This window comes from Streptomyces lienomycini (assembly GCF_027947595.1).
In the GTDB taxonomy this organism is placed as follows: domain Bacteria; phylum Actinomycetota; class Actinomycetes; order Streptomycetales; family Streptomycetaceae; genus Streptomyces; species Streptomyces lienomycini.
In genome coordinates, this window is the sequence record NZ_CP116257.1 from 4,396,301 (window position 1) to 4,423,114 (window position 26,814).

The 26,814-nt window shown below is 73.5% G+C and carries 18 protein-coding genes and 2 pseudogenes; 7 read left to right on the forward strand and 13 right to left on the reverse strand.

Features of this window, described 5'->3' with window-relative positions; translation table 11 throughout:
- Positions 1 to 8 precede the first annotated feature (8 nt).
- The gene (locus BJ961_RS19880) at positions 9 to 1,322 is read left to right on the forward strand and encodes an aspartate aminotransferase family protein (protein WP_271414133.1); all 1,314 of its coding nucleotides are present in this window, start codon (positions 9 to 11) and stop codon (positions 1,320 to 1,322) included.
- A gap of 56 nt (positions 1,323 to 1,378) precedes the next feature.
- On the opposite strand, the gene BJ961_RS19885 is transcribed toward BJ961_RS19880, so the two are convergent.
- From BJ961_RS19885 to BJ961_RS19895, 3 genes are all read right to left on the reverse strand, one after another.
- Entirely contained in the window at positions 1,379 to 3,598 is a 2,220-nt protein-coding gene (locus BJ961_RS19885) for an MMPL family transporter (RefSeq protein WP_271414134.1), read from the reverse strand.
- 326 nt (positions 3,599 to 3,924) lie between these two features.
- The gene (locus BJ961_RS19890) at positions 3,925 to 5,025 is read right to left on the reverse strand and encodes a winged helix DNA-binding domain-containing protein (RefSeq protein WP_271414135.1); all 1,101 of its coding nucleotides are present in this window, start codon (positions 5,023 to 5,025) and stop codon (positions 3,925 to 3,927) included.
- On the reverse strand, positions 5,022 to 5,444 hold the full coding sequence (locus BJ961_RS19895) for a VOC family protein (protein WP_271414136.1): 423 nt from the start codon (positions 5,442 to 5,444) through the stop codon (positions 5,022 to 5,024). The genes BJ961_RS19890 and BJ961_RS19895 overlap by 4 nt, the downstream gene beginning before the upstream one ends.
- Before the next feature lie 142 nt (positions 5,445 to 5,586).
- Between BJ961_RS19895 and BJ961_RS19900 the strand changes: the two genes are divergently transcribed.
- Complete coding sequence (locus BJ961_RS19900; protein ID WP_271414137.1) at positions 5,587 to 6,582, forward strand: helix-turn-helix transcriptional regulator; 996 nt, start codon at positions 5,587 to 5,589, stop codon at positions 6,580 to 6,582.
- A gap of 70 nt (positions 6,583 to 6,652) precedes the next feature.
- Here the strand turns inward: BJ961_RS19900 and BJ961_RS19905 are convergent, their stop codons facing one another.
- The 4 genes from BJ961_RS19905 to BJ961_RS19920 all read right to left on the reverse strand — a co-directional run bounded on the left by BJ961_RS19905 (position 6,653) and on the right by BJ961_RS19920 (position 13,330).
- Complete coding sequence (locus BJ961_RS19905; protein WP_271417107.1) at positions 6,653 to 7,861, reverse strand: Cmx/CmrA family chloramphenicol efflux MFS transporter; 1,209 nt, start codon at positions 7,859 to 7,861, stop codon at positions 6,653 to 6,655.
- Positions 7,862 to 7,960: 99 nt separating this feature from the next.
- Entirely contained in the window at positions 7,961 to 10,264 is a 2,304-nt protein-coding gene (locus BJ961_RS19910; RefSeq protein WP_271414138.1) for an FdhF/YdeP family oxidoreductase, read from the reverse strand.
- Positions 10,265 to 10,304: 40 nt separating this feature from the next.
- Positions 10,305 to 10,823, reverse strand: coding sequence for an SRPBCC family protein (locus tag BJ961_RS19915; protein ID WP_271414139.1), 519 nt, complete (start codon positions 10,821 to 10,823; stop codon positions 10,305 to 10,307).
- A complete protein-coding gene (locus BJ961_RS19920) occupies positions 10,820 to 13,330 on the reverse strand; it encodes an ATP-dependent Clp protease ATP-binding subunit (protein WP_271414140.1) in 2,511 nt (836 codons plus the stop codon). Before BJ961_RS19920 ends, BJ961_RS19915 begins: the two co-directional genes overlap by 4 nt.
- Before the next feature lie 123 nt (positions 13,331 to 13,453).
- On the opposite strand from BJ961_RS19920, the gene ligA reads away from it, so the two are divergent.
- Positions 13,454 to 15,541 carry an NAD-dependent DNA ligase LigA gene (ligA, locus tag BJ961_RS19925; RefSeq protein ID WP_271414141.1) on the forward strand — a complete coding sequence of 696 codons (2,088 nt, stop codon included), beginning with the start codon at positions 13,454 to 13,456 and terminating at the stop codon, positions 15,539 to 15,541.
- A 19-nt stretch (positions 15,542 to 15,560) separates the two neighbouring features.
- Here the strand turns inward: ligA and BJ961_RS19930 are convergent.
- Positions 15,561 to 15,841: pseudogene (locus BJ961_RS19930) on the reverse strand (antibiotic acetyltransferase); the annotation flags it as partial.
- Between the two features lie 283 nt (positions 15,842 to 16,124).
- Between BJ961_RS19930 and BJ961_RS19935 the strand changes: the two are divergent.
- The 4 genes from BJ961_RS19935 (at position 16,125) to BJ961_RS19950 (ending at position 19,747) form a co-directional block, all read left to right on the forward strand.
- Positions 16,125 to 17,237 (forward strand): serine hydrolase domain-containing protein, encoded by a 1,113-nt coding sequence (locus BJ961_RS19935; RefSeq protein WP_271414142.1) that lies wholly within the window; start codon positions 16,125 to 16,127, stop codon positions 17,235 to 17,237.
- Positions 17,238 to 17,292: 55 nt separating this feature from the next.
- Entirely contained in the window at positions 17,293 to 18,513 is a 1,221-nt protein-coding gene (locus tag BJ961_RS19940; protein WP_271414143.1) for an MFS transporter, read from the forward strand.
- Positions 18,514 to 18,579: 66 nt separating this feature from the next.
- Positions 18,580 to 19,161 (forward strand): sugar O-acetyltransferase, encoded by a 582-nt coding sequence (locus BJ961_RS19945; protein ID WP_271414144.1) that lies wholly within the window; start codon positions 18,580 to 18,582, stop codon positions 19,159 to 19,161.
- A gap of 10 nt (positions 19,162 to 19,171) precedes the next feature.
- The gene (locus BJ961_RS19950; RefSeq protein WP_271414145.1) at positions 19,172 to 19,747 is read left to right on the forward strand and encodes a TetR/AcrR family transcriptional regulator; all 576 of its coding nucleotides are present in this window, start codon (positions 19,172 to 19,174) and stop codon (positions 19,745 to 19,747) included.
- 49 nt (positions 19,748 to 19,796) lie between these two features.
- Here the strand turns inward: BJ961_RS19950 and BJ961_RS19955 are convergent.
- The 5 genes and pseudogenes from BJ961_RS19955 to BJ961_RS19975 all read right to left on the reverse strand — a co-directional run bounded on the left by BJ961_RS19955 (position 19,797) and on the right by BJ961_RS19975 (position 26,644).
- Positions 19,797 to 21,094: pseudogene (locus BJ961_RS19955) on the reverse strand (YeeE/YedE family protein).
- A gap of 305 nt (positions 21,095 to 21,399) precedes the next feature.
- The gene (gene htpG, locus BJ961_RS19960; RefSeq protein WP_271414146.1) at positions 21,400 to 23,304 is read right to left on the reverse strand and encodes a molecular chaperone HtpG; all 1,905 of its coding nucleotides are present in this window, start codon (positions 23,302 to 23,304) and stop codon (positions 21,400 to 21,402) included.
- Positions 23,305 to 23,419: 115 nt separating this feature from the next.
- A complete protein-coding gene (locus BJ961_RS19965; RefSeq protein ID WP_271414147.1) occupies positions 23,420 to 24,403 on the reverse strand; it encodes a TAXI family TRAP transporter solute-binding subunit in 984 nt (327 codons plus the stop codon).
- A gap of 138 nt (positions 24,404 to 24,541) precedes the next feature.
- On the reverse strand, positions 24,542 to 25,267 hold the full coding sequence (locus BJ961_RS36035; protein ID WP_333782105.1) for a sensor histidine kinase: 726 nt from the start codon (positions 25,265 to 25,267) through the stop codon (positions 24,542 to 24,544).
- A 717-nt stretch (positions 25,268 to 25,984) separates the two neighbouring features.
- Entirely contained in the window at positions 25,985 to 26,644 is a 660-nt protein-coding gene (locus BJ961_RS19975) for a response regulator transcription factor (RefSeq protein ID WP_271414148.1), read from the reverse strand.
- Positions 26,645 to 26,814 lie beyond the last annotated feature (170 nt).

Genomic DNA, 26,814 nt, shown 5'->3' on the forward strand with positions numbered 1-26,814 from the left:
TCGGTCGCATGCCTTCCGAGACTTCCGGCGCCGACCCGGGGCGCCACCTGATCCGCTACTCCGGCCACGCGCCCTTCTCTCCGGAGGTCGTCGTCCGCGCCGCGGGCACCTCGGTGTTCACCGAGAGCGGCCGCGAACTGCTGGACTTCACGTCCGGTCAGATGAGTGCCATCCTCGGGCACTCCCATCCGGCGATCGTCTCGACGGTGCGCGAGCAGGTCGCGCACCTCGACCACCTGCACAGCGGCATGCTCAGCCGCCCGGTCGTCGAGCTGGCCCGCCGGCTCGCCGGCACCCTGCCCGAGCCGCTCGACAAGGCGCTGCTCCTGACGACCGGGGCGGAGGCGAACGAGGCCGCGGTGCGGATGGCGAAGCTCGTCACCGGCCGCCACGAGATCGTCTCCTTCGCCCGCTCCTGGCACGGCATGACCCAGGCCGCCGCGAACGCCACCTACAGCGCCGGACGCAAGGGCTACGGCCCGGCGGCGCCGGGCAACTTCGCGCTGCCGGTGCCGGACCGCTACCGTCCCTCGGTCGTCGGCGCGGACGGCGGGCTGGACTGGCGCCGCCAGCTGGACCTGGGCTTCGAGATGATCGACGCCCAGTCGGTCGGCAGCCTCGCCGCGTGCCTGGTCGAGCCGATCCTCTCCTCGGGCGGCGTCGTCGAGCTTCCGCCGGGTTATCTCGCCGCCCTGGCGGACAAGTGCCGCGAGCGCGGCATGCTGCTGATCCTCGACGAGGCGCAGACCGGGCTGTGCCGCACCGGCGACTGGTACGCCTTCGAACACGAGGGTGTCGTCCCCGACATCCTCACGCTGTCCAAGACGCTCGGCGCGGGGCTGCCGCTGGCCGCCGTGCTGACCAGCGCGGAGATCGAGCGGCGGGCGCACGAGCGCGGTTTCCTGTTCTTCACCACCCACGTCAACGACCCGCTGCCGGCCGCCGTGGGCAACACCGTCCTGGACGTCCTGGTCCGCGACCGGCTCGACGAGCGCGCACGGGGGCTCGGCACGGCGCTGCGGGGCGGGCTGGACAAGCTCGCCGCCCGCCACGACGTGGTCGGAGACGTCCGCGGCCGGGGGCTGCTGCTGGGCATGGAGCTGGTCGGGGACCGGGTACTGGGCGAGGGCGGCGCCGACCGTCTCGGCGCCGACGTCACCCGGCGCTGCTTCGATCTGGGGCTGCACATGAACATCGTCCAACTCCCGGGGATGGGCGGCATCTTCCGTATCGCTCCGCCGTTGACCGCGAGCGACGACGAGATCGACCGCGGTGTCGCCATTCTCGACCGGGCGCTGAGCGACGCCGCACGGGACCTGTGACACGCGGGCCCCGGTGACCTGGGGGTCCAGGTCACCGGGGCCGTGTACGTCGGTGGTCAGACTCCGGCCGTCTCCGGCTCGCGGCGGGGCTCCGCGGGCGCGGCGGTGTCGCCGAGCTCCTTGTGGAGCTTCTCGCCCTCGACGTCGACGTTCGGCAGGAGGCGGTCCAGCCACTTGGGCAGCCACCACGCCTTGGTGCCGAGCAGGGCGAGCACCGCGGGCACGATGGCCATGCGGACCACGAAGGCGTCGAAGAGGATCGCGATCGCGAGGCCGAAGCCCATCATCTTGATCATGGCGTCGTTCTCCAGGATGAAGCCGGAGAAGACGCTGATCATGATGATCGCGGCCGCCGCGACCACCCGGCCGCCGTGGGTGAAGCCGGTGGTCACGGAGTCGGCGGCGGACGCTCCGTGGACGTAGGCCTCCCGCATGCGGGTGACGAGGAAGACCTCGTAGTCCATGGCGAGACCGAAGACGACGCCGATCATGAAGATGGGCATCATCGACATGATCGGGCCCGGCTGGTCGACGCCGAAGACGTCCGCGAGCCAGCCCCACTGGAAGACCGCGACCACCGCGCCGAGCGCCGCGGCCACCGAGAGCAGGAAGCCCAGGGCCGCCTTCAGCGGGACGAGGACCGAGCGGAACACCAGCATCAGGAGCACGAAGGCGAGCCCGACGACCAGCGCCAGGTAGGGGACGAGCGCGTCGTCCAGGGTCTGCGAGAAGTCGATCGTCATCGCGGTCGCGCCGGTGACCAGCATGGTCGCGCCCGTGTCGGTCCTGATGCCGCCGGACAGCGAACGGATGTCGTGGACCAGCGACTCGGTGGCGGTGTCGCTCGGGCCGGTCTTGGGGACCACGGTGAGGACGGCGGTGTCGCCCTCCTCGTTGAAGTTGGCCGGGGTGACGGCCGCGGCCCCGCCCAGTCCGGTGATCCGGTCGCCGACGGCGTCGGCGGCCGCCTTCGGGTCGTCGGCGCCGCGCGCGTCGACGGTGACCATCAGCGGACCGTTGAATCCGGCCCCGAAGGACTCCGACAGCATGTCGTAGGCCTTGCGCTGGGTGGAGTCGGGGGCGGAGCTGCCCTCGTCGGGCAGGCCCAGCTCCATCCCGGCGGCCGGCACGGCGATCATGCCGAGGCCGAGGACGGCGGTCAGCAGCACGGTCACCGGGCGCCGCAGCACGAAGCGGGCCCAGCGGGTGCCGAGCCTCGGCCTGGCGGAGGCGTCCCGTGCCGCGGCGGGCGCCTTGCGGTCCCTGCGGCTGAGCGCCTTCTTGCCGGCGAAGCCGAGCAGCGCCGGGGTGAGGGAGAGGGCGATGAGTACGGCGATGACGACGGTGCCGGCGGCGGCCAGGCCCATCTTGGTGAGGATCGGGATGTTGACGACCGCGAGACCCGCCAGGGCCACGACGACGGTCAGTCCGGCGAAGACGACCGCGGAGCCCGCGGTGCCGACCGCGCGTCCGGCGGCCTCCTCGGGTGTGCGGCCCTCGGCTATCTCGGCCCGGTAGCGGGAGACGATGAACAGGGCGTAGTCGATGGCGACCGCGAGGCCGATCATCATGGCGAGCGTGGAGGTCGTGGCGGAGAGTTCCAGGGTGCTGCCGAGCGCCCCGATGGCGGAGATGCCGATGCCGACGCCGATGATCGCCGAGAGCAGCGGCATGCCGGCCGCGACCAGTGAGCCGAAGGTCAGCAGGAGCACGACCGCGGCGACTCCGATACCGATCAGCTCGGCGGTCCCGCCCATCTCCTGCTCGGCCACGACCGCGTCGCCGCCGGTCTCGACGGTGAACCCGCCCTCGCGCGCGTCGTCGGTGGCGGCGGTGAGCGCGTCGCGGGCCTCGTCGGTCAGCTCCATCGCGTTGACCTTGTAGGTCACGGAGGCGTACGCGGTGGTGCCGTCCTCGCTGACGGCGTCCGCCTCGAACGGGTCGTCCACCGAGGAGACCTGCGGGCCCGCACCGAGGGCAGTCACCAGTTCCTCGACCCGGTCCTTGCCCGCCGGGTCGGAGATCTTCCCGCCCTCGGGTGCGCGGATCACGACGCGTGCGGTGGCGCCCTCGGCGCCGGCGGCCGGGAACTGCTTGTCGAGCAGGTCGAACGCCTTCTGGGACTCGGTGCCGGGCATGGAGAAGGAGTCTTCGGGCGGGGCGGGCGCGGTGGACGCGGCGACGCCGGCGCCCGCGAGTATGGCCACCCACAGCAGGGCGACGAGGCCGCGGCGCCGAAACGCCCGCCGGCCGAGTCGATAGAGGAACGTAGCCACCTTGGGACCAATCCGTCGGGTTACGGGCAGGACGAAGACCCGGCACATGGGGGGAAGGCGGAGGCGCTGACCGGGGTACGTATCCATGCTCGCCCGGGGTTTTCGGTGTTCGGTCCGCCCCTGGGTCTGGACCGCTGTACTGCGTCGGGTGTAGTGCGTTCCCGCGCCCCTCTCCCCCGGGTGTAGATCACGAAGATGGATGTACGCCGCATTCCGTTGCCGCGGGCAGCCGATGCGTACGGGGGTGGCGTCGACGCCACCCCGACCTGCGCCGCACGACGGCCGGCCCGCCGGCCCCGGGAGGACCCGAGCGGGCCGGCCCTCGTTCAGGACGGTGCCGCCCCGATCCGCACCCGGTCGCTGTCGCCGTCGGAGAGGAAGGACGCCAGGGCCCGCCCCTCCGTGTCGACCTCGGCTCCTTCCGCCCGGGTGAGGCGGCGCAGCGGAGCGACGGTCACCGTGCCGTCCGCGACGGTCCAGGTCGCGGAGACCCGGCCGTCGACGAGGACGAAACGGGCGCCGGTGACCGACAGGCCGCGGTGCGCGTCGTCGATGATCCGGCCGCGGTCCTGGTAGCCGAGGACCGCGTTGTCGAAGGCCGGCAGGAACCGTACCGGCGCCGGGGTGCCGGGGTCGGGCCGCGGCGCGTCGGGGAGGTCCAGCAGTTCCCGGCCGCGTTCGTCGCGGAAGGAGACCAGTTCCCCGCGCACCGCGGCGACCGCGGCCGGCAGTCCGGCGAGCCCGCACCAGGCGCGCAGGTCCGCCGACGCGGCCGGCCCGAACGCGGCGAGGTAGCGCCGTACCAGCGCCTGACCGACCGGATCGGTGCCCGGCGGGGCCGGCGGGTCGACCGCGCGGCCCAGCCAGGCCGCGACCGGGGCGTTGCGCACCCCGGCCCGGGTGCGCCACAGCCCGCGCGGCGGCAGCTGCACCATCGGGATCAGCGCGGCGACCAGCATCTCCCCCAGCGGCCGCGGTCCCGGATCCGGCCAGCGCCCGGCCACCGCCCGCGCGAGCTCGGCCATCGAGCGGGGCTCGCCGTCGGCCAGGACCGCCCGGCCCGCCGCCGCGAGCTCGTCGAGGTCCACCCCTTCCAGTTCGCGGCGGTAGGTGCCGAGGACGCGTCCGCGGAGCATGGCGTCGTGGCGTGACCGCCAGGCCAGTACGTCGTCGGCGGTGACGAGGTGGACGGTGCGGCGCATCAGGTGGGTGCGCACCACTCGACGCCCGGTCAGCAGGTCGTCGAGCACCCGCGGGGCGAAGTCGCGCAGCCGCGACCACAGCCCGACGAACGGTTCCTGCGGCTCCTGCGCCTGCATGCCGCCGAGGTGCGCGACGGCGCCGGGCACCGGGCGGTCCGCACGGTCGAGCAGCAACTGCCGGGCGAGGGCCGCCCGGTTCAGCGACCGGGCGTCGAGCACGGTCACGCGTCGTACTCGCTCACCACGTCCAGGACCCAGGTGACGCCGAACCGGTCCCGCAGCATGCCGTAGAGGGGCGCCCACTGGGCGGTGCCCAGGGGCCGCAGGACGGTCGCGCCCTCGGACAGCTTCTCCCAGTACGCGGTGGTCTCCTCGGCGCTCTCGGCGCGGACGGAGACGAAGAACGCGTTCTCGCCCCGGTTCCACGGCAGGTCGGACGGCACGTCGTAGGCCATCACGCTCAGGCCGTCGGCGGTGGACACCTGGCCGAACATCACCTGGTCGGCCTCGGCGGGATCCTGGACGTTGCCCGCGTCCTTGTAGGTCACCACGGTCAGGTCGCCGCCGAACGCGGACCGGTAGAAGGTGAGCGCCTCGCGGGCGTCTCCGCGGAAGTTCAGGTGGGTCACTGCTCTGGCGGTCATGACTGGCTCCTCGCCTCGTGGGGGATCAGGTGGAACGGCCCACGGCAGCGGGCCGGCCGCGGGGCGTTTCCGGCCCCGCCGTGCTCACTCTGCTTCAGGTAGAGGTCAGGTTGTGGCCGCTACTCGCGCGAGCATGGTGGGCATGCGGAAAACCTCGGCCCGGCTGCTGTCACTGCTCTCGCTGCTCCAGGCACGCCGGGACTGGCCCGGACCGGCACTGGCCGAGCGACTGGACATCAGCCCGCGCACGCTGCGCCGCGACGTCGACCGGCTCCGCGAGCTGGGCTATCCCGTGCTGGCGGTCAAGGGCCCCGACGGCGGCTACCGGCTCGACGCCGGGACACGGCTGCCGCCGCTGCTCTTCGACGACGAGCAGGCGGTCGCGCTCGCCGTCGCGCTGCGGACCGCCGCCGCAACCGGCGCCGGGATCGAGGACGGGGCGGCCCGCGCGCTGACCACCCTGCGCCAGGTCATGCCCGCGAGGCTGCGGCACCGGATCGACGCCCTCCACGTCACCCCCGTCGTCGCCTCCGTCGAGGGGCCCGGTTCCCCCGGGCCGCAGGCGGACGCCGGCGTCCTCATGACGCTGAGCGCCGCCGCGCGGGCCCGCGAGGTACTGCGCTTCGACCACACCCCGGCCCATCCGGCGGACGCCGTGCCGTCCCCGCGCCGGGTGGAACCGCACCATCTCGTCACCCGCGGCGGGCGCTGGTACCTGGTGGCCTGGGACCTGGACCGCGGGGACTGGCGTGTCTTCCGCGCCGACCGGATCACCCCGCGCACCCCCACCGGCCCCCGCTTCACACCGAGGGAGCTGCCCGGCAAGGACGTGGCCGCGTTCGTGACCGGACGGTTCCGCGGCTCCGGGGAGTCTCCCGACTGGCCCTGCCGCGGCCGGGCCGTACTCCGCTCGCCCGCCTCGGCGGTGTCCCCGCACGCCGCCGACGGGGTCGTCGAGGAACTCGGCCCGGACCGCTGCCGGCTGACCATCGGATCCTGGTCGTGGGCCTCTCTCGCCGCCGCCCTCTGCCTCTTCGACACGGACGTCGAGGACGTCGAACCGCCCCCGCTCAGGGAGGCGTTCGTGCGGTTGGCCGACCGCTGTGCCCGGGCCGCCGCCGGGCCCGCGGCCCCTTGACGAGGGCGCCGGGGCCCGGGCGGGAGGCACGCCGGGCGAGGGGGCGGGGCGGGCCGGATCCGAACCGGCGTCACACCCGCTGGGTCTGCTCCACGCCGGCGGGACCGGTGGCCATGCCGACCGCCACGATCCGCGAGCGGCTGTGCAACCGCAGGGAGACGGCGACGAAGGCGATCGCGACCAGGGTCATCGCCGCGCCCGCCCAGGCGGTGGCGGCGTACCCGAGGTCCGCGTCGATCACCGTACCCCCGAGCCAGGGGCCGCCGGTGTTGCCCAGGTTGAAGGCGGCGGTCGTGGTCGCCCCGGCGAGGGTGGGGGCCGCGCCCGCGACGTTGAACATGCGCGCGTTCAGCGCGGGCGCCGTGTAGAACGCGGAGACGCCCAGCAGCAGCGACAGGGCGATCACCGCGGCGGGGCTGGAGGCGAACAGCGCGAGTGCGGCGAGCAGCACCGTGGAGGCGGTGACGCCGGACAGGAGCACACCGAACAGGTGCGCGTCGGCCACCCGGCCGCCGATGGTCGTGCCGATCAGCGCGCCGACACCGAAGAGCGCCAGCACGGTCGGCACCCAGCCGTCCGCCAGCCCGGCGACATCGGTGAGCAGGGGCGCGAGGTAGGAGAAGGCGCAGAACACACCGCCGGCGGCGAGCGCGGTCGCGACGATGGACAGCCAGACCTGGCGGTCCCGGTAGATCGCCAGCTCGCCCCGCAGCCGGGGCCGGCGCTCGGGCAGCGGGATGCGGGGGATCAGGGTCACCACACCGACGAGGGCGACGGCGGACGCGGCGCCCACCGCCCAGAACGCGGACCGCCAGCCCAGGTGCTCGCCGAGGAAGGCGCCCGCGGGGACGCCGAGGACGTTGGCGATGGACAGTCCGCCGATCATTACGGCCATGGCGCGGGCCCGTGCGGTCGTCGGCACCATGGCGATGGCCACGGCCGCGCCCACGGCCCAGAAGCCGGCACAGGCGAGGGCGCTCACGACCCGTGAGACGAACAGGACCTCGTAGCTCGTCGCGAGCGCACCGGCGATCTGGCCGAGGCCGAACACCGAGATCAGCGCGACCAGCGTGGTCTTGCGCGGCAGCCGCAGGGTGGCGACCGCGAGCAGCGGCGCACCGACCACCATGCCGATCGCGAACGCCGATATCAGCAGCCCGGCTTGGGGGATGGACACGTCCATGTCGTCGGCGATGGGCGGCAGCAGCCCGGAGAGCATGAACTCGCTGGTGCCGAGGGCGAAGACGGACAGGCCGAGGATGTAGACGGCGAGCGGCATGCGGCCGGCCGGGGACCGTGGGGAAGTTTCGGGCATGACAGGTGTCAACGGGGCCCCGCGTGCCGCCATTCCCGCACGGGGCCCCGTCTCACGATGCGGCTACGGCAGGCAGCGCGCTGCCGCCCGCTCCAGCCGGACGACGATGCCCTTCGAGGTGGGCTGGTTACTGATGTCGGCCACGCTGTCCAGCGGCACCAGGACCTGGGTCTCCGGGTAGTACGCGGCGGCGGAACCGCGCGCGGTGGGGTACGGGACCACCTCGAAGCCCTCGGCACGCCGCTCGGCGTCGTCGTGCCAGACGGTGACCAGGTCGACTCGGTCTCCCCCGGCCAGGGCCAGGGCGCTCAGGTCCTCCGGGTTGACCATGACCACCCGGCGGCTGCCGTGGATGCCCCGGTAGCGGTCGTCGGGTGTGTAGGGGATGGTGTTCCACTGGTCGTGGGAGCGCAGGGTCTGCAGCAGCAGGTGCCCTTCGGGCAGGTCCGGTGTCCGCCAGGTGTTGCGGGTGAACACGGCCTTGCCGGTGGCGGTGCGGTAGACGCCCTCGTTGACGGGGTTGGGCAGGCGGATGCCGCCCGGGCGTACCACGCGCCGGTTGAAGTCGTGCAGGCCCGGCACGATCCGGGCGATGCGCTCGCGGATCGCGCTGTAGTCGGCCTCGAACTCCTCCCAGGGCACGTTCCCCGGGCCCGCCGCAAGGGTGCGGCGGGCGAGCCGGCACAGGATGGCGACCTCGCTGAGCAGGAGGGGCGACGCCGGCTTGAGCCGTCCCCGGGAGGTGTGCACCTCGCTCATCGAGTTCTCCACCGTGACGAACTGCTCCCCGCCCGCCTGGTGGTCGCGTTCGGTGCGGCCGAGGGTGGGCAGGATCAGCGCGGTCCGGCCGCAGACGGTGTGGGACCCGTTGAGCTTGGTGGAGACGTGGGCGGTGAGACTGCAGCCGCGCATGGCCTCCTCGGTGACCGCGCTGTCGGGGGCGGCCCGCACGAAGTTGCCCGCGACTCCGAGGAAGACCTTGACGCGGCCCTCGCGCATCGCCTTGATCGAGTTCACGGAGTCCAGGCCGTGGGCGCGCGGCGGGTCGAAGCCGAACTCGTCGCGCAGGGCGTCCAGGAAGGAGTCCGGCATCTGCTCCCAGATGCCCATCGTGCGGTCGCCCTGGACGTTGCTGTGGCCCCGCACCGGGCAGGCTCCGGCTCCCGCCCTGCCGAGGTTGCCGCGCAGCAGCAGGAAGTTGACGATCTCCCGGATGGTGGGGACGCCGTGCTTGTGCTGGGTGATGCCCATCGCCCAGCAGACGATGACCCGTTCGCTGCGCAGGACGTCGCCGTGGACCTGCTCGATCTCCTCGCGGGTCAGCCCGGTGGCGGTGAGCACGTCGTCCCAGGAGACCTGCCGGGCGTGTTCGGCGAACTCCTCGAAGCCGCTGGTGCTGTCGCGGATGAACTCCTGGTCCAGTACACCGGGCCGGGCGTCCTCGGCTTCCAGCAGCAGCCGGTTCAGGGCCTGGAACAGGGCCAGGTCGCCGCCGGGCCGGATGTGCAGGAACCGGTCGGCGATCCGGACGCCGCGGCCGATCACCCCGCGTGGCTTCTGCGGGTTCCTGAACCGCAGCAGCCCCGCCTCGGGCAGCGGGTTGACCGCGACGATGCGGGCGCCGTTGACCTTGGCCTGCTCCAGCGCGGACAGCTGCCGGGGGTGGTTGGAGCCGGGGTTCTGACCCACCAGGAAGATCAGGTCGGCGTGGTGCAGGTCCTGGAGACTGACCGTGCCCTTGCCGGTGCCGAGGGTCTCGTGCAGGGCGAAGCCGCTCGACTCGTGGCACATGTTGCTGCAGTCGGGCAGGTTGTTGGTGCCGAAGGCCCGTGCGAAGAGCTGCAGGACGAAGGCGGCTTCGTTGCTGACCCGGCCCGAGGTGTAGAACACCGCCTCGTCGGGGGTGTCCAGCGCCTTCAGTTCACCGGCGAGCAGGTCGAAGGCGTCGCGCCAGCTGATGGGCTCGTAGTGGTCGGAGCCGGGCCGCTTGACCATCGGCTCGGTGAGGCGCCCCTGCTGGTTCAGCCACATGTCGGAGCGGCCGGCCAGCTCGGACACCGGGTGCTCGCGGAAGAAGTCGGCGGTGATCCGCCGCGTCGTCGCCTCGTCGTTGATGTGCTTGGCACCGTTCTCGCAGTACTCGTTGCGGTGCCGGTGACCGGGCGCGGGGTCCGCCCACGCGCAGCCGGGGCAGTCGATGCCGTCCACCTGGTTCATGGTCAGCAGGTCCACCGCGGTCTTCTTCGGGGACGTCTGCTCCAGGGAGTACTCCAGTGCGTGGACCACCGCGGGGACGCCCGCGGCCCAGGTCTCGGGCGGGGTGACGGTCAGGTCGTCCCGGGGTTCTTTCCCGGGCGGCTTCTTCATCGGTGGGTCGCCTCTCGTTCGCTGTGACGTCGCACGCGGGTCAGCCCACGGGCCAGGCCGGCACCCGGCTCCGCGGCGGCTCCGGTTCCGTCGGCCGTACCTGCCCGCGCCGGATGGTCCCCCGCCAGGCTCCGTTCGCCTCGCCGTGGCCTTCGACATACGTCTTGAAGTTCGCCAGTTCACGCCGTACCAGGCGGCCGGTCGTCCCGGGGGCCGCGGTGAGTACGCCGTTCAGTCCGCGCGGTCCGGCCGAGATCCGCACGGTCACGGCCGTGCCGCCCGCTTCGGTGGGCCGGAACATCACCTCGCCCCGGTGGCCGTGGCGCTGTCCGAGGGTGCGCCAGGTCAGGTGCGAGTCGGGCACCTGGTCCACGATCTCCGTCGCGAACTCCCGGCACACCGGGCCCAGGCCGACGGTCCACAGCGTCAGGGCGGGCCTGATCTGCTCGACCCGTTTCACGCTGGTCATGAACCGCGGGAAGCTCTCGAACTGGGTCCACTGGTCGTACGCGGTGCGGACCGGGACGGCGATCTCGATCGTCTCCTCGACGGTGTTCATGTGCCGCTCGCCTCCGTGGGTCCGGCCGGGCCCTTGTCGACCGTGCAGTGCAGGGAGTCGTCGACGACGTCGGCGACGATGGTGTCGCCGGCCTCGGCGTCGCCGCCCAGCAGCAGGTCCGCGACGCGGTTGTCGAGTTCGCTCTGGATGGTGCGCCGCAGCGGGCGGGCTCCGAACTCCGGCTGGTGACCGTGGGCGATCAGCAGCTTCTTGGCCGCCTCCGTGACCCGCAGCGCCATGCCCTGGGCGTGCACCCGCCGTTCGCTCCGGGCCAGCAGGTGGTCCACGATCCGCGAGAGGTCGTCCTCGGTGAGGCCGTGGAAGATGATGATGTCGTCGATGCGGTTGAGGAACTCGGGCAGGAACCGGGACCGCAGTTCCTCCATGAGCACGTCCCGGAGGTCGGACACGTCGCCCCGGTGGTCGAGGATGCGGTGGGCGCCGATGTTGGACGTCATGATGACGACGCAGTGCCGGAAGTCGACGGTGCGGCCCTGTCCGTCGGTGAGACGCCCGTCGTCGAGGATCTGCAGCAGCGTGTTGAAGACGTCGGGGTGGGCCTTCTCCACCTCGTCGAACAGGACCACGCTGTAGGGCTGCCGGCGGACCTTCTCGGTGAGCTGACCGGCCTCGTCGTAGCCGACGTACCCGGGGGGCGCACCGACGAGCCGGGCGACCGTGTGCTTCTCCTGGAACTCGCTCATGTCGAAGCGGATCATGCGGTTCTCCTCGCCGAACAGCAGCTCGGCGAGGGTCTTGGCCAGTTCCGTCTTGCCGACGCCGGTCGGGCCGAGGAAGAGGAAGGAGCCCACGGGGCGGTCCGGGTCGCCCATGCCGGCCCGGTTGCGGCGCACGGCCCGCGAGACGGCGGTGACCGCCTCGTCCTGGCCGACGATCCGGGCGTGCATCTCCTCCTCCAGCCGGAGCAGCCGTTCCTTCTCCCCGGCGGTCAGCTGGGACACCGGGATGCCGGTGCGGCGGGAGACGACGTCCGCGATGTCGTCGGCGGTGACGGAGACGACGCCCTCGCGGCGCTCCTCGATGCCCGCGAGTTCGCCCTCGGCCTCGGCGATCCGGCGCTTCAGCTCGCCCGCCCGGTCGTAGTCCTCGGCGTCGACGGCCTGGTCCTGTTCCCGGCGGAGCCGGGCGATGCGGTCCTCGCGGCTGACGACCTCGGTGGAGCGGCTCGCGCTGCGCAGCCGTACCCGGGCGCCCGCCTGGTCCATGACGTCGATCGCCTTGTCGGGCAGGAAGCGGTCGCTGACGTAGCGGTCGGACAGCTCGGCCGCCGCCGTCAGGGCTCCGTCGGCGAAGCGGACCTGGTGGTGCGCCTCGTAGGCGTCGCGCAGGCCCTCCAGGATCTGCACCGTCTCCTCGACCGTGGGCTCGGGGACCATGACGGGCTGGAAGCGGCGTTCGAGGGCAGCGTCCTTCTCGACGTACTTGCGGTACTCGTCGATGGTCGTCGCGCCCACCACGTGCAGTTCGCCGCGCGCGAGGGCGGGCTTGAGCATGTTGCCGGCGTCCATGGAGCCCTCTCCGGTGGCCCCGGCGCCGACGACGGTGTGCAGTTCGTCGATGAACAGGATGATGTCGCCGCGGGCCTGCTGGACGTCCTCGATGACCTTCTTCAGCCGCTCCTCGAACTGGCCCCGGTACTGCGCGCCCGCGACCATCGCGGACAGGTCGAGGGCGACCACCCTCTTGTCCTTCAGCGTGTTCGGGACCTCCCCGGCCACGATGCGCTGGGCCAGTCCCTCCACGATGGCGGTCTTGCCGACGCCTGGCTCGCCGATCAGCACCGGGTTGTTCTTGGAGCGGCGCGAGAGGATCTCGACGGTCTGCTCGATCTCCTCGGCCCGGCCGACCACCGGGTCGAGTCTCCCGGCCTTCGCCTCGTCGGTCAGGTCCCGTCCGAACTCGTCGAGTGTCGTGGCCGGTCCTCCGCCGTCGTCGCCGGCCGTGCCGTTGGCACGGCCGGCCTGTTCGGTCAGTCCCTCCAGCTTCCCGATGTCCCGGCCCTCGGCGCCCAGCAGCCGGGCCGCGCCGGTGTCGCCGCCGTCCAGCAGGGCGCCCAGGATGTGCTCGGGACCGATGTAGGAGACGCCTGCCGCCCGGGAGCGGGCGTAGGCGGTGGCGAGGGTGCGTTTGGCGGCGGGGGTGAGGCCGGGTTCGGCCGACGGCTCTCCCGCCTCGCGGGGGAGGACCTCGGCGACCTGGGCAGCGAGGGTGTCGGGGTCGGCACCCGCCCGGTCGAGCAGCCCGCGTGCGGGCTCCACCTTCGTGGCCGCCCACAGCAGGTGCTCCGTGTCCAGGTCGGGTGTTCCGTCCTCCAGTGCCCGCCGTGCCGCCAGATTGATGAGTTCCTGCGAGGACTCGGTCAGCATCCGGCCGATCGGGACGCGCTGCACGGCTGGGGGCGAGGAGGCGGGCGAGGTACCGAAGAAGCGGTTCAGCAGTTCACTGAACGGGTCGGCCGAGCCGAACCCGAACGACGACATCGACATGACGGCTCCAAGGGCGGTGGCGAGTCGATTCCACGGAATCCCCATGTCGGCGACTCCGCAAGCGGAGCCGCCGCCGCTCGGGCGGCGGGCCCGTTGTCAGTGGTGGGCGGCATGATGCCGTCCATGACTACTCCCGCAGCAGTGATCGTCGACGCCACCGCCTACGCCCAGGCGGTCGAGGACGCCGCCCGTGCCGCCGCCGCGTACTACGCGGGCGGCTCCTCCCCGCTGGACGACGACGCCTACGACCGGCTGGCGAGAGGGATAGCCGCGTGGGAGGCCGAGCACCCGGGCGAGGTGCTGCCCGACTCCCCCACCGGCAAGGTCGCCGGCGGCGCGGCCGACGGGGACGTGCCGCACACGGTGCCCATGCTCAGCCTGGACAACGTGTTCTCGCCGGAGGAGTTCACCGCCTGGACGGCGTCCCTGGCGCGGCGCGTCGACCGCGAGGTCACCCGGTTCAGTGTGGGCCCCAAGCTGGACGGCCTCGCGGTCGCCGCCCGCTACCGGGAGGGCCGCCTCACCCGGCTGATCACCCGGGGCGACGGCACGGCCGGTGAGGACGTCTCGCACGCCATCGGCACCCTTCAGGGGCTGCCCGAGGTGCTGGCCGAGCCGGTCACCGTCGAGGTGCGCGGCGAGATCCTGATGACCACGGCCCAGTTCGAGCACGCCAACGAGGTGCGCATGACCCACGGCGGGCAGCCCTTCGCCAACCCGCGCAACGCGGCCGCGGGCACCCTGCGGGCACGGGAGCGCGCCTACACGGTGCCGATGACGTTCTTCGGTTACGGACTGCTGGCCCTGCCCGCCACCGACGCCGCGCTCGCCGCCCGGCTCGACGGCCTCCCGTACAGCGAACTGATGTCCACGGCGGCCGGGCTCGGCGTGCACACGAGTGCCGGCACCGCCGTCCCGGACGTGGTCGTCGAGTCGCCGGAGCGGGTCGTGGCCCGGGTCCGGGAGATCGCCGCGCTCCGTGCCGAGCTGCCGTTCGGCATCGACGGGGTGGTCGTCAAGGCCGACCTCGCCGACGACCGGCGGGCCGCCGGGTCGGGCTCCCGGGCACCGCGGTGGGCGATCGCCTACAAGCTCCCGGCCGTCGAGAAGATCACCCGGCTCCTGGAGGTGGAGTGGAACGTCGGCCGTACCGGCATCATCGCCCCGCGCGGTGTCCTGGAACCGGTGGTCATCGAGGGCTCCACGATCACCTACGCCACGCTGCACAATCCGGCCGACATCACTCGTCGCGGCCTGCGTCTGGGCGACCACGTCATGGTGCACCGCGCCGGGGACGTCATCCCCCGCGTGGAGGCTCCGGTCGCGCACCTGCGGACGGGCGAGGAGGAGCCCATCGTGTTCCCCGAGGCGTGTCCGCGCTGCGGGTCGGGGATCGACACGAGCGAGGAGCGGTGGCGGTGCGCGCAGGGCCGCAACTGCCACCTGGTGGCCTCCCTCGCCTACGCCGCGGGCCGCGACCAGCTCGACATCGAGGGCCTGGGCACCACCCGCGTCGTCCAGCTCGTCGAGGCGGGCCTCGTCGCCGACCTGGCCGACCTGTTCACGCTCCGGCGGGAGCGGTTGCTCGCCCTGGAGCGGATGGGTGAGACCAGCACCGACAACCTGCTCGCCGCGCTCGCCGCGGCCAGGGAGCAGCCCCTGTCGCGCGTGCTGTGCGCGCTCGGTGTCCGGGGCACCGGCCGCTCCATGTCCCGGCGCATCGCCCGGTACTTCGCCACGATGGACCACATCCGTGCCGCCGACGCCGAGGCGATGCAGCGGGTCGACGGCATCGGGGTGGAGAAGGCGCCCTCCATCGTCTCGGAGATCGCCGAACTGGCGCCGCTCATCGACAAGCTCACCGCCGCCGGCGTCAACATGACCGAGCCCGGCGCGACCCCTCCGCCGGCCGTCGACGCGGACGCGGACGGCGACAGCGGGGCCGAGCCGGCACCGGGCGGCCCGCTGGCGGGCATGAAGGTGGTCGTCACCGGAGCGATGACCGGAAGCCTGGAGCGGCTCAGCCGGGGTGAGATGAACGAACTCGTCGAGCGGGCCGGCGGACGCTCCTCCTCCAGCGTCTCCAAGAACACGTCACTCGTCGTCGCGGGCGAGGGAGCGGGCTCCAAGCGCGCCAAGGCGGAACAGCTCGGCGTCCGCCTGGCGACCCCCGAGGAGTTCGCCGCACTGGTCGCCGACCTGCTGGGCTGAGGCTCCTCGCGCGGGCCCCTCACCCGTGCCGGCGCTGCGGGGCCACCGCTTCGAGGTCGGCGATCGTCCCCGACATGATGGTCCGCACGTGCTCGGTGACGAGCTGCGCCGGCCAGTCCCACCAGGCCACCGCGAGCAGCCGGGCGACGTCCTCGTCGCTGTGGCGGCCGAGCCGGCACCGACGATCACGCCGTGGCCGACGACCGTGTCGCCCTTGTTCGGCAGGCCGCCGAGCAGGTCGAAGTGCTCGGCCCAGGAGCCGCCCATGGTGGGGAAGGGGAAGGCCGAGGGGCCGTCCAAAGACCGTGGCGTCGTCGGGGTTGTCGTAGTCGGTGTACTCCCCCGCACCGTCGGGTCTGCGGGCACGGGCATGACGCGGGTTCCTCACGGTCGCTCGGTACGTGTCGGTTCCATGATCGCCGCTGGGCACCCCGTGGGGCACCCGCGCGCCGACAGGGGTGTTGACGACACCCCCGTGGCGGGGGCGGGCCCCAGTGATCTCCCGCAGCGGTCCTGACAGGGTCGTCGGTGAACGGACCGCCCGCCCGCCGGAGTCGGGCGGCCACGAACAGGGGGAGGACCCATGCACCGCCGCAACCGCCTCACCGCCGCAGTCCTGCTCGCCGCCGCGCTCACCGGGGCGTTCGCGCCCGCGGCGGCGGCCCACCCGGCCCGTCCCGACCGCGTCCAGCGCCAGTTGGACCTGCTCACCACACACGACGGCGTACCGGGCGCGCTCGCGTACGACGGCAGGACGACGCGTACCTCTGGCGTCGCGGACCTGGACTCGGGCCGGCCGATGGTCGACGAGCGGGGCCGGTTCCGACTGGCCAGCGACACCAAGGCGTTCACCGCGACGGCGGTGATGCGGCTGGTCGCGGACGGCAGGCTCGGGCTCGGCGACCGCGCGGGCTCCTACGTGCCCCAGCTGGCCGACAGCACCATCACCGTACGGCAGTTGCTGAAGCAGACCAGCGGGCTGCCGGAGTACTCGGCGCTGGTGGACTGGAACGGCGGCCCGGGTTCGTCCGAGGACTACCTGGCCCTCGCGCTCGGCCAGGACCCCGTGTTCGAGCCCGGCACCGGCTGGGGCTACTCCAACACGAACTACCTGGTCCTCGGCATGGTGATCGACGAGGTGTCGGGGGTCGGCTTCCGCACGTACGTGGAGCGCACGATCCTGCGCCCGCTGCACCTGGACGACACCTACTGGCCCGCGTCCGGCGAGCTGGCCCTGCGCGGCCCGCACGCCCGCAACTACGGGATCCACCCGGCGGATCCGGCGGCCGGGACGGTGGACGTGACCGAGATGCCCGGGTACGAGTTCGGCGCGTCCGGCGGGCTCGTCTCCACCCCCGCGGACCTCAACGCGTTCTGGGACGGCCTGTTCGGCGGCCGCCTCCTGCCCGGCTGGGCGGTGCGCCTGATGACGCGGGACACCACCGACGTCGGGGGCCGCGACGTCTACCCGGCGGGCAGCCGCTACGGCTACGGCGTCGCCTCGGTCCCGCTCAGCTGCGGCGGCGTCTACTGGGGCCACGGCGGCGATCTGCCCGGCGGTTCGGTGGGCGGCGGCCGGGCCACGGGCGGCCGGGGCACCGTGACCGTCTACACCACGACGTGGGCGGCCGAGGGCGACAGCCTGCGTCATCTGCAGGGCGCGGTGGACGCGGCCCTGTGCGCCACGAGGCGCTGACGGCCGCACCGCGAGGAGTGTACGTTCGTACGCCCCGGCCTGTAGGCTCCCGCGCATGACTGTTGACGTACTGCGCCGGCCGGCCCCGGCCGAGCGACGGGCTCGGGTCGCCGTCGCCGTGCTGTTCTTCACCAACGGGGCCCTGTTCGCCAACCTCCTGCCGCGGTACCCGCAGATCAAGGCGGACCTCGGCCTCGGGAACGCCGCCTACGGTCTGGCCGTGGCGGCGTTCCCCGCGGGCGCCGTCGCGGCCGGACTCGCGGCCGGGGTCCTGGTGCGCCGGTTCGGCTCGGCCCGGGTGGCGGTCGGCGGCACGCTGCTGACCGGGGCGGGCGTCCTCGCCGCGGGACTCGCCGACTCCGTGGCGGTGTTCGCGGGGGCGCTGTTCCTGGCCGGAGCGATGGACGCGTTCACCGACGTCGCGCAGAACGCCCACGGCCTGCGGGTGCAGCGGCGGTACGGACGTTCCATCATCAACTCCTTCCACGCCGTCTGGTCGGTGGGCGCCGTCACCGGCGGGTCCATGGCCGCCGCCGCGATCGCGCTCGGCGTCCCGCGGGGCCCGCACCTGCTGTTCTCCGCCGTGGTGTTCGGGGTCGCGGCGTGCGTCGCCCTGCGCTACTGCCTGCCGGGCCCGGAGACCGGGTCCGAGACCGAACCGGCGGGGCCGACCGACGCGGAGGACGGCGCGCTCCCGCCGGGGCGGGCCCCGGTGGCGGGAGTGCGTACCGGCTGGGTACTGGGCGCGCTCGTCCTCATCGCCACGGCCGGCACCCTCGTCGAGGACGCGGGCATGTCCTGGGCCACCCTGTACCTCGCCGACTCGCTGCACGCGACGGTGGCGCTGGCCGCCTCCGGCTATGTCGCCCTGGTCGGCGCGCAGTTCGTCGGCCGGATCGTCGGCGACCGGCTCGTGGACCGCTTCGGCCAGCGCGCGGTGGCCCGCTCCGGCGCCCTGATCGCCGGGGTCGGCATGGGTCTGGCACTGGCCGTGCCGACGGTGCCCGGCACCGTCCTCGGGTTCGCCGCCGCCGGGTTCGGCGTGGCGACGCTGGTTCCGGCGGCGATGCACGAGGCCGACGAACTGCCCGGCCTCAGGCCCGGGACGGGGCTGACCCTCGTCTCCTGGCTGATGCGGCTCGGATTCCTGCTCTCCCCGCCGGTCGTGGGGCTGGTCGCCGACGCGACGAGTCTGCGGGTGGGGCTGCTGGTGGTACCGCTCGCGGGGCTCCTCGTCCTCCTGTGCGCCGGTGCGCTCCAGCCGCGGCGGCGCTGATCCGCACCGGCGGCCGACACACCCAAGGAGTGTACGTTCGTACGCTCACGGGGTACGATCGGGCGCATGCCGACAGACCACTTCGCGGGAGACTCCCGCACGAACCTCGAACGCATGCAGGCGGGCGACCTCTACATCGCCGACGATCCGGAGATCGCCCGCAGGCAGCAGCAGGCCGTGCGGCTGGCCGCCCGCTACCAGGCGGCGTACGCCGAGGACGCGGAGGCGGCGCGGCCCCTGCTCGCGGAGCTGCTGGGCTCGCTGGGCGCCGAGGCCCACGTGCGGCCGCCGCTGTACGTCGACTACGGCAGCAACATCAGCGTCGGGGCGCGCGCCTTCGTCAACTACAACCTGACGGCGCTGGACGTCGCGGCCATCACCATCGGCGAGGACTGCCAGATCGGGCCGAACGTCCAGTTGCTCACGCCCACGCACCCCCTGGAGCCCGGGCCCCGGCGCGACAAGCTGGAGGCCGCCCGGCCCATCGTCATCGGCGACAACGTCTGGCTGGGCGGTGGTGCGATCGTGCTGCCGGGCGTGACCATCGGCGACAACTCCGTCATCGGCGCCGGGGCGGTCGTCACGAAGGACGTGCCGGCGAACGTCGTCGCCGTCGGCAACCCCGCCCGGCCGGTGCGGAAGGTGTAAGTCTGCTCCCATGGCAACCGGACACACGGACCCGCAGCGGCGTGAGCGCATCCTCGACGCCACCCTCGACCTGATCGCCGAGGAGGGCATGGCCCGCGTCTCCCACCGGAAGATCGCGACGCGCGCCGGGGTGCCCCTCGGCTCGATGACGTACCACTTCAGCGGCATCGACCAGCTGTTGCGGGAGGCGTTCGGCCGGTTCACCGACCACATTGTCGCCGTCTTCGACGCCCACCTCGGTGCCGCCGCCGACCGCGACCAGGCCCGTGCGGCGGTGGCCGACCTCGTGCACGAGCTGTCCGAGGACAGCCAGCGGGACCTGGTCCTCACCCAGGAGCTGTACACGCTCGCCGCGCGGCAGCCCGCCTACCGGGAGCTGACCCACGAGTGGATGCGCCGCAGCCGGGTCCATCTGGAGCAGCACTTCGACCCGGACACGGCCCGCCAGCTCGACGCCCTCATCGAGGGCCTCACCCTGCACCGCGCCCTGGCCCGTGAGCCGCACGGACGTGCCCTCACCCTGGAGGCGATCTCCCGGGTCACCACCACGGACCGGCGCGGACCCCGGGGAAGCGACACCCCCTAGCGGCCCGTGCGGCGCAGGCCTGACCCCTGTGCCGCACGGGCATCCCCCATCAGCAGACGCCGTCGCCCGGCTTGGGGTTGCCCAGGCCGAACAGCGGGCGCAGTCTGAGGCCCACCCAGGTGCCGGCCAGGGCGAAGGCGCCCCACAGCCAGCCGCTGAGGCTGCCCGAGGCGATGCCGGCCAGGTAGGCGCCGATGTTGCAGCCGCCGGCCAGGCGGGCGCCGATGCCCATCAGTACGCCGCCGAGCACCGCCGCGAGCGCGGTCCGCCAGGGGATGCCCCGGTGCAGCGCCCAGGTGCCGCCGAGCGCGGCGGCGACGGCCGCGCCGATCATGATGCCGATGTCGGTGAGGCTGGTCTTGTCGGCGAGCACCGGGCCCGCCAGCATCTCCGCGTTGCCGGGCCGCTGCCACCAGGTCCAGTTCTCCGGGTGTCCGCCGAGCGCGCCCACCAGCTCCGAGCCCCACAGGCTGAAGGCGCTGGTGACGCCCCAGGCACCGCCGGAGACCAGCAGGACGCCCGCGCCGAGCACGGCCAGCGCGAGGGCGCCGACGGCCAGCGGCCAGGAGCCGCGGAAGGCGCGGACGGCGCGCCGCGGGCCGAGGGCACGGCGCCGAGCGGCGGCGGGTTGCGGCGGGCCTGGACACGTCGGCTGACCAGCACCACGAGGAGCAGCGCGGCGATGGTCACACCCCAGGAGCCGAACCAGCCGATGTGGTCGGACAGCACGACGGGCTCCCACGCCGGGAGGTCCTTCCACAGGTCGAACTGCCAGGCGGCCAGCGTGGCGCCCGCGATGAACCCGCCCAGGGTCAGCACGATCGAGGTCTGACCCGAACCGACCGCGAAGAGGGTGCCGGAGGCGCAGGCGCCGCCGAGCTGCATGCCGATCGCGAAGAGCGCCGAACCGGCGAACAGGCCGACGCCGATCGGTCCGGCGGACGGCGCGGGCTGGGAGCCGAACAGACCGGTACCCGTGCCGATGAGGAGCGCGAACAGGGTGGCCGTGGTGCCCAGGAGCAGCGCGTGCGCCCGCAGCCCGGTCCCGTTGCCGACGGCGACCAGTTGCCGCCAGGCGGAGGTGAAGCCGAAGCGGGAGTGGAAGAGGGCGGTGCCGAGGCCGAGGCCGAGCAGGAGCAGCACGCCCGGTTTGGCGCCGTGCGCGGACCACACGTACGCCGTGAGGGCGGCGGCGAGCAGCCCGGACACCGCGAGCGGCGTCCGCCGTACCGGCGGCAGGGGCGGCGCCTCGGGGCGGGCCGAGGAGGTCGGCGAGGGGGCGAACAGGGTGACGGGAGGGCGCGGCGGCGCGGCCGGGGCGGGCCCGGCCGGGGGTGCGGTGGTCACGGAAGATCTCCGGGGTGGTGCACGGGGACGTGGGCGAGGTCGCGGGAGGGACCGGCGGCGTGGGTCACGCGGCCGGTACGTCACTCAACGGCGACAGAGCCCGTCGTCGACGCACCACGCCGAGTTCGCGAAGAGCGCGAGGCACAGCAGCGGAGCCGATGCATACATGCCCGCGAATATACGGACGAGGATGCTCCGTATGCCAGGTCGTCTCGCCATGCGGATGCTGCGGCGAGACGGCACCGACGCGTGAGGCCCCCGGGCGCTGCCGCCGCGGGGGCCTCTCGCCTTCTGCCCGGGTACGGCTACACGGTGCGCTCCAGGCGGTCCGCCACCAGCTTCACGAACCGGGCCGGGTCCTTGGGCCGGCCGCCCTCGGCGAGGACCGCGAGGGCGTGCAGCAGTTCGGCGCTCTCGGTGAGTTCCGCCCGGTCCCGCTGATCGGTGTACGCCCGGTTCAGGGTCTTCACCAGCTGGTGCTCCGGGTTCAGTTCGAGGATCCGCTTGGCGCCGGGCACCTCCTGGCCCATCGCGCGGTACATGTTCTCCAGCGCGGGCGTCAGCTCGCCCGCGTCGGAGACGACGCAGGCCGGGGAGACGGTGAGGCGGGAGGAGAGGCGGACCTCCTTGACGTCCTCGCCCAGGTGCTCCGTCATCCAGCCGAGCAGCCCGGCGTACTCCTCGCCCTGCTTCTCCTTCTCGGCGTCGCTCTTCTCGTCCTCGGAGCCGGCGAGGTCGATCTCGCCCTTGGCCACCGACCGCAGCGCCCTGCCCTCGTACTCGCCGACCGCGTCGACCCAGACCTCGTCGACGGCGTCGGTGAGCAGCAGCACCTCGACGCCCTTGGCGCGGAACGCCTCCATGTGCGGGGAGTTCTCGATGGCCTGCCGGGACTCGCCCGTCATGTAGTAGATGTCGTCCTGGCCGTCCTTCATCCGCTCCACGTAGGCCGCCAGGGTGGTCGGCTCGTCGGCGTCGTGCGTGGTCGCGAAGGAGGAGGCGGCGAGGATGGCGTCGCGGTTGTCGGCGTCGGTCACCAGCCCCTCCTTCAGGACGGCGCCGAACTCCCGCCAGAAGGTGGCGTAGCGCTCCGGCGCGGACGTCGCGAGGCCCTTGACCGTGGAGAGGACCTTCTTCGTCAGCCGCCGCTGGATCATGCGGATGTGGCGGTCCTGCTGGAGGATCTCGCGCGAGACGTTGAGCGAGAGGTCCTGCGCGTCGACGACGCCCTTGACGAACCGCAGGTAGGGCGGGAGCAGTTCCTCGCAGTCGTCCATGATGAAGACGCGCTTCACGTAGAGCTGGACGCCGCGCTGGTAGCCCTGGGTGAACAGGTCGTGCGGGGCGTGCGCGGGCACGAAGAGCAGGGCCTGGTACTCGAAGGTGCCCTCCGCCTGGAGCCGGATCGTCTCCAGCGGGTCGCGCCAGTCGTGGCCGATGTGCTTGTACAGCTCGTGGTACTCGTCGTCGGACACCTCGTCGCGCGGGCGTGCCCACAGGGCCTTCATCGAGTTGAGGGTCTCGGCCTCGCGGGTCTCGGCGGCGTCGTCCTCGCCCGGTTCCGGCAGCAGGCGGACCGGCCAGGTGATGAAGTCCGAGTACCGCTTGACGATCTCCTTGATCTTCCACGCGGAGGTGTAGTCGTGGAGCTGGTTCTCGGAGTCGGCCGACTTGAGGTGCAGGGTGACCGCGGTGCCCTGCGGGGCCTCGCCGACCCGCTCCAGGGTGTAGGTGCCCTCGCCCTTCGAGGTCCAGCGGGTGCCCTCGGTCTCGCCGGCGTGCCGGGTGACCAGGGTGACCTCGTCCGCGACCATGAAGCCGGAGTAGAAGCCGACGCCGAACTGGCCGATGAGCCCGTCGGCCCCGGCCGCGTCCTTGGCCTCGCGCAGCTCCTCGAGGAACTGGGCGGTACCGGAGTTGGCGATCGTGCCGATGAGCCGGGTGACCTCGTCGTACGTCATGCCGATGCCGTTGTCCCGCACGGTCAGGGTGCGGGCGTCCTTGTCGGTCTCCAACTCGATGTGCAGGTCGCTCACGTCGGCGCCCGGCGCGTCGTCGCGCAGGGCGGCGAGGCGCAGCTTGTCCAGCGCGTCGGAGGCGTTGGAGACGAGTTCGCGCAGGAAGACATCCTTGTTCGAGTAGACGGAGTGAATCATCAGCTGGAGAAGCTGACGTGCCTCTACCTGGAACTCAAACGTTTCGGTCGTCATGGCTGGTGAGTACCTCGCAGGTGTGTCGTGCGCTCTGGCGGGAGCCACTCTAGAACAGCCCCGGCTCGCCCCGGGTGCTGTTCACACAGGGGCCGCACGGCGCCGGTCGCCGGCGCTAGCCGTGCAGTGCGCGGTACGCCGCGGCCGCGCCCGGGTGGAGTGGCACGCCGCCCGTGCCGATGAGGCTGCGGACGTCGAGGAACTGGGCGCCGACGGCGTGGTCGGGCACGAACGCGGGGGCGCGTCGGACCAGCAGGCGGGTCAGGGCTCCGGCCACGGCGGGGTCCAGGTCGGGGCGGCACACCAGCAGGTTGGAGACGCCGACGGTGGCGACGCCGGCCGAGGCCCGGTAGGCGCTCTGCGGCAGGGTCACCTCCTCCAGTCCCGCGGCGGCCATGCCGTCCCGGCCGCCCGCGAGGCCGCGCAGGAGTCCGGCGAGTGGCAGGAAGCGCAGGCCGGGGTCGCGGTCGAGGTCGGAGAGGGTGGGCAGGGGCACGCCGCCCGCGACCAGCAGTCCGACGACGGAGCCGGTACGCAGGGCCGCCGCCGCGTCGGCCAGGCGCAGGTGACGTACCGGGACGGTGCCGGGCGTCAGGCCGGCGGCGCCCAGCAGGCGGTCGCCGAGGTGGGCCGCGCCGGAGCCGACGGCGCCGAGCGAGACGGGGTGCCCGGCCAGGTCGGCCACGCTGTGCACCGGGGCGTCGGCGCGCACGGCGAACTGGAGGTAGGTCTCGTAGACCCGGCCGATCGCCCTCAGCGGCACGGGCCGGGGGAACAGGGCGGTGCCCCGGGCGGCGGCCCGCGCGGTGTCGGTGAGGACGAGTCCCAGGTCGGCCTCGCCGTCGCGGAGCAGTTCGATGTTGGTGATGCTTCCGGCGGTGGTGCGCACCCGGCAGGTGATCCCGGGGTGGGCCGCTTCCAACTGCGCGGCGAGGAGCCGGCCGAAGGCGGCGTAGAAGGCGGTCGGTTCGCCGGTGGCCAGCCGCAGCAGCCCGCTCGGCCCGGAGCGGCCGCGCGCGAGGTCGCCCGCGAGCACCCCGCCGAGGGCACCCGCGGCGGCGGTGCCGAACACGGCACGCAGGGCGGTACGCCGGTTCACCGGGGGCCTCCCGCGGTCGGAGCGCCGCGCACGCCGGCGCCGGAGCGAGCCTCCCGTGCGCGCACCGGCGCCCGTCCCGCTCCCCGCGTGCGGAGCGGGTCGCTTCCGCGGCGGCCGCACGGGCTGCCGTACGCCGGTTCACCGGACGCCTCCCCGGTCTCCCGCGCGGGGTACGAGGGCGCGGGCGTGCAGGCCCCGGGGGTGGGCGGGGGTGAGTTCCAGGCGGCCGTCGCGGCCCGCGAGGAGTTGTTCGGCGATGGCGAGGCCCAGCCCCGTGCCGGAGGTGCCGGCCTGGCGGGCCGAGCGCCAGAACCGGGTGGTCGCCCGCTTGATCTCCTCCGCCCGCAGTCCGGGGCCGTCGTCGGTGACGCCGACGACGGCGTACGGGCCCTGCGCGGCGCAGCGCAGCCGGACGTGGGCGCCCTCGCCGGCGTACTTGATCGCGTTGTCCAGGAGGATGTCCGTCACCTGGGCCAGTTCGCGGTCCGTGCAGGCCGCCGTGGCCGCCTCGGTCACCTCGGCGGTGAGGCGGATCCCGGCGCGGTGCGCGACCGGCTCCCACAGGCGGTGCTGGGTGAGGACTACCCCGGTGGCGTCGCAGCGGGCGTCCGGGTCGTCGGTGACGGTGAGTTCACCGGCCCGGTGCTCGGCCGCGGCGAGGGCCAGGATGTCGTCGAGCAGGGTTTCCAGCCGGTCGAGTTCGGTGTTGACCCCGGCGTAGGTGCGGTCGGCCGTGGGCCGCAGGTGGGTGTGGAGGGCGTCCACCCGAAGTCGGAGGGCGGCCATGGGGTTGCGCATCTGGTGCGAGGTGTCGGCGACCAGCCGGCGCTGCTGTTCGAGGGCGGCGGTGACGGTGCGGGCCATGCGGTTGAAGCCGGTGGCCAGTTGACGCAGTTCGGGCGGGCCGCCGACGGGGGCGGAGGCGGGACCGCGCCGGCGCACCGGTGCGCCGGGGAGGGGTGCTCGGGCGGGAGCCCCGCCGCCAGCTCTCCGACGGCCCGGTCGAGCCGGCGCAGCGGGCTGACCACCCACCGGGTCGCCGCGCGGGCCAGGACGGTGCAGGCGAGGGCGACCAGTGCGGTGCCGGCCAGGACGGCGGCCCAGCGCCGGGCGATGTCCCCGGCGGCCGTGTCCACGTCGGCGCGCAGCACCACGGCGCCGGAGACCTGGGTTCCGGTGCCCGCCGGTGTCGCGAACGTGCGGTGGCCCCGGGACCAGGGGCGCAGGGCGGCGCGGGGGTGGGCGGTCTGGTTGCGCAGGGCCGTGTCGACCAGCCGGGCGACGGCGGGGTCGGCGGCCCGCATGCCGCCGGTCTGCACGACGGGGTGCCCGCGGATGTCGGTGATGACCAGGGGTTCGCCGTAGCGGCGGGCCTCGGCGGAGAGCGCGGAGGTGTCGCCGGTGCCGGCCGCCCGGTCCATGAGGGACGCGAAGCGGTCGAGGTCGGCGCTGCGGGCGAGGACGAGTTGCTGGGTGCGGTCGGAGGCGGTGAACAGCAGCAGCGGGACGGCGAAGCCGGCCACCGCCAGGACGCCGAACAGCAGCAGCACCGTCTGTACCCGGGTACGCACGCGCCGGTCCTCAGCCGCCGAGTCGGAAGCCGAAGCCCCGGATCGTGGTGAGCAGCTCCGGCCGGCCGAGCTTGGCCCGCAGCTGGGTGAGGTGGACGTCCAGGGAGCGGGAGACGGCGTGGTCGGCGTCGCCCCACACCTCGTCCAGCACCTGCTCCCGGCCGACCGCGGTCCCGGCCCGGCGGGCGAGGACGGCGAGGACGTCGAACTCCTTGGTGGTCAGCTCCACCCCCGCCCCGGCGACCCGGACCTGCCGGGCGTCGAGCGCGATCTCGACGTCCCCGACGCGTACGGTCCGCGCGGCGCGCGGCGCCTGTGCGGCGGTGCGCCGGGTGACGGCCTCGATGCGGGCGAGCAGCTCGGTCAGGCGCACCGGCTTGACGAGGTAGTCGTCGGCGCCGAGCCGCAGTCCGCGCACCACCGAGCGCTCGTCGCCGCGCGCGGTCAGCACCACCGCGGGCAGGTCGCTGACCGCCCGCAGCCTGCGCAGGACGTCCAGGCCGTCCACGTCGGGCACGCCGAGGTCGAGGAGCAGCAGGTCCGAGCTGCGGTGGTAGGTCAGCACGTCCTTGCCCCGGGTGACCCGCCGGGTGACGTGACCGTGGTCGTAGAGGACCTCCACGAGCGCTCCGGCGACCCCGTCGTCGTCCTCGGCCAGCAGTATCTGCATCCTGCCGCCTCCCTCCGGGGCGGCGTCCGTGTCGGCGCCGCCCGTGTCCCCGGCCCGGTTGCGCGCCAACCGGGCCGGAATGTGTCCGTCCGAATGTAGACCACGGTCGGCCGCGTGTTTCGCCTGGTCCGCAGGGTGGACGGTGGCCGGGGGCCGCTTTGTTAAGGCGA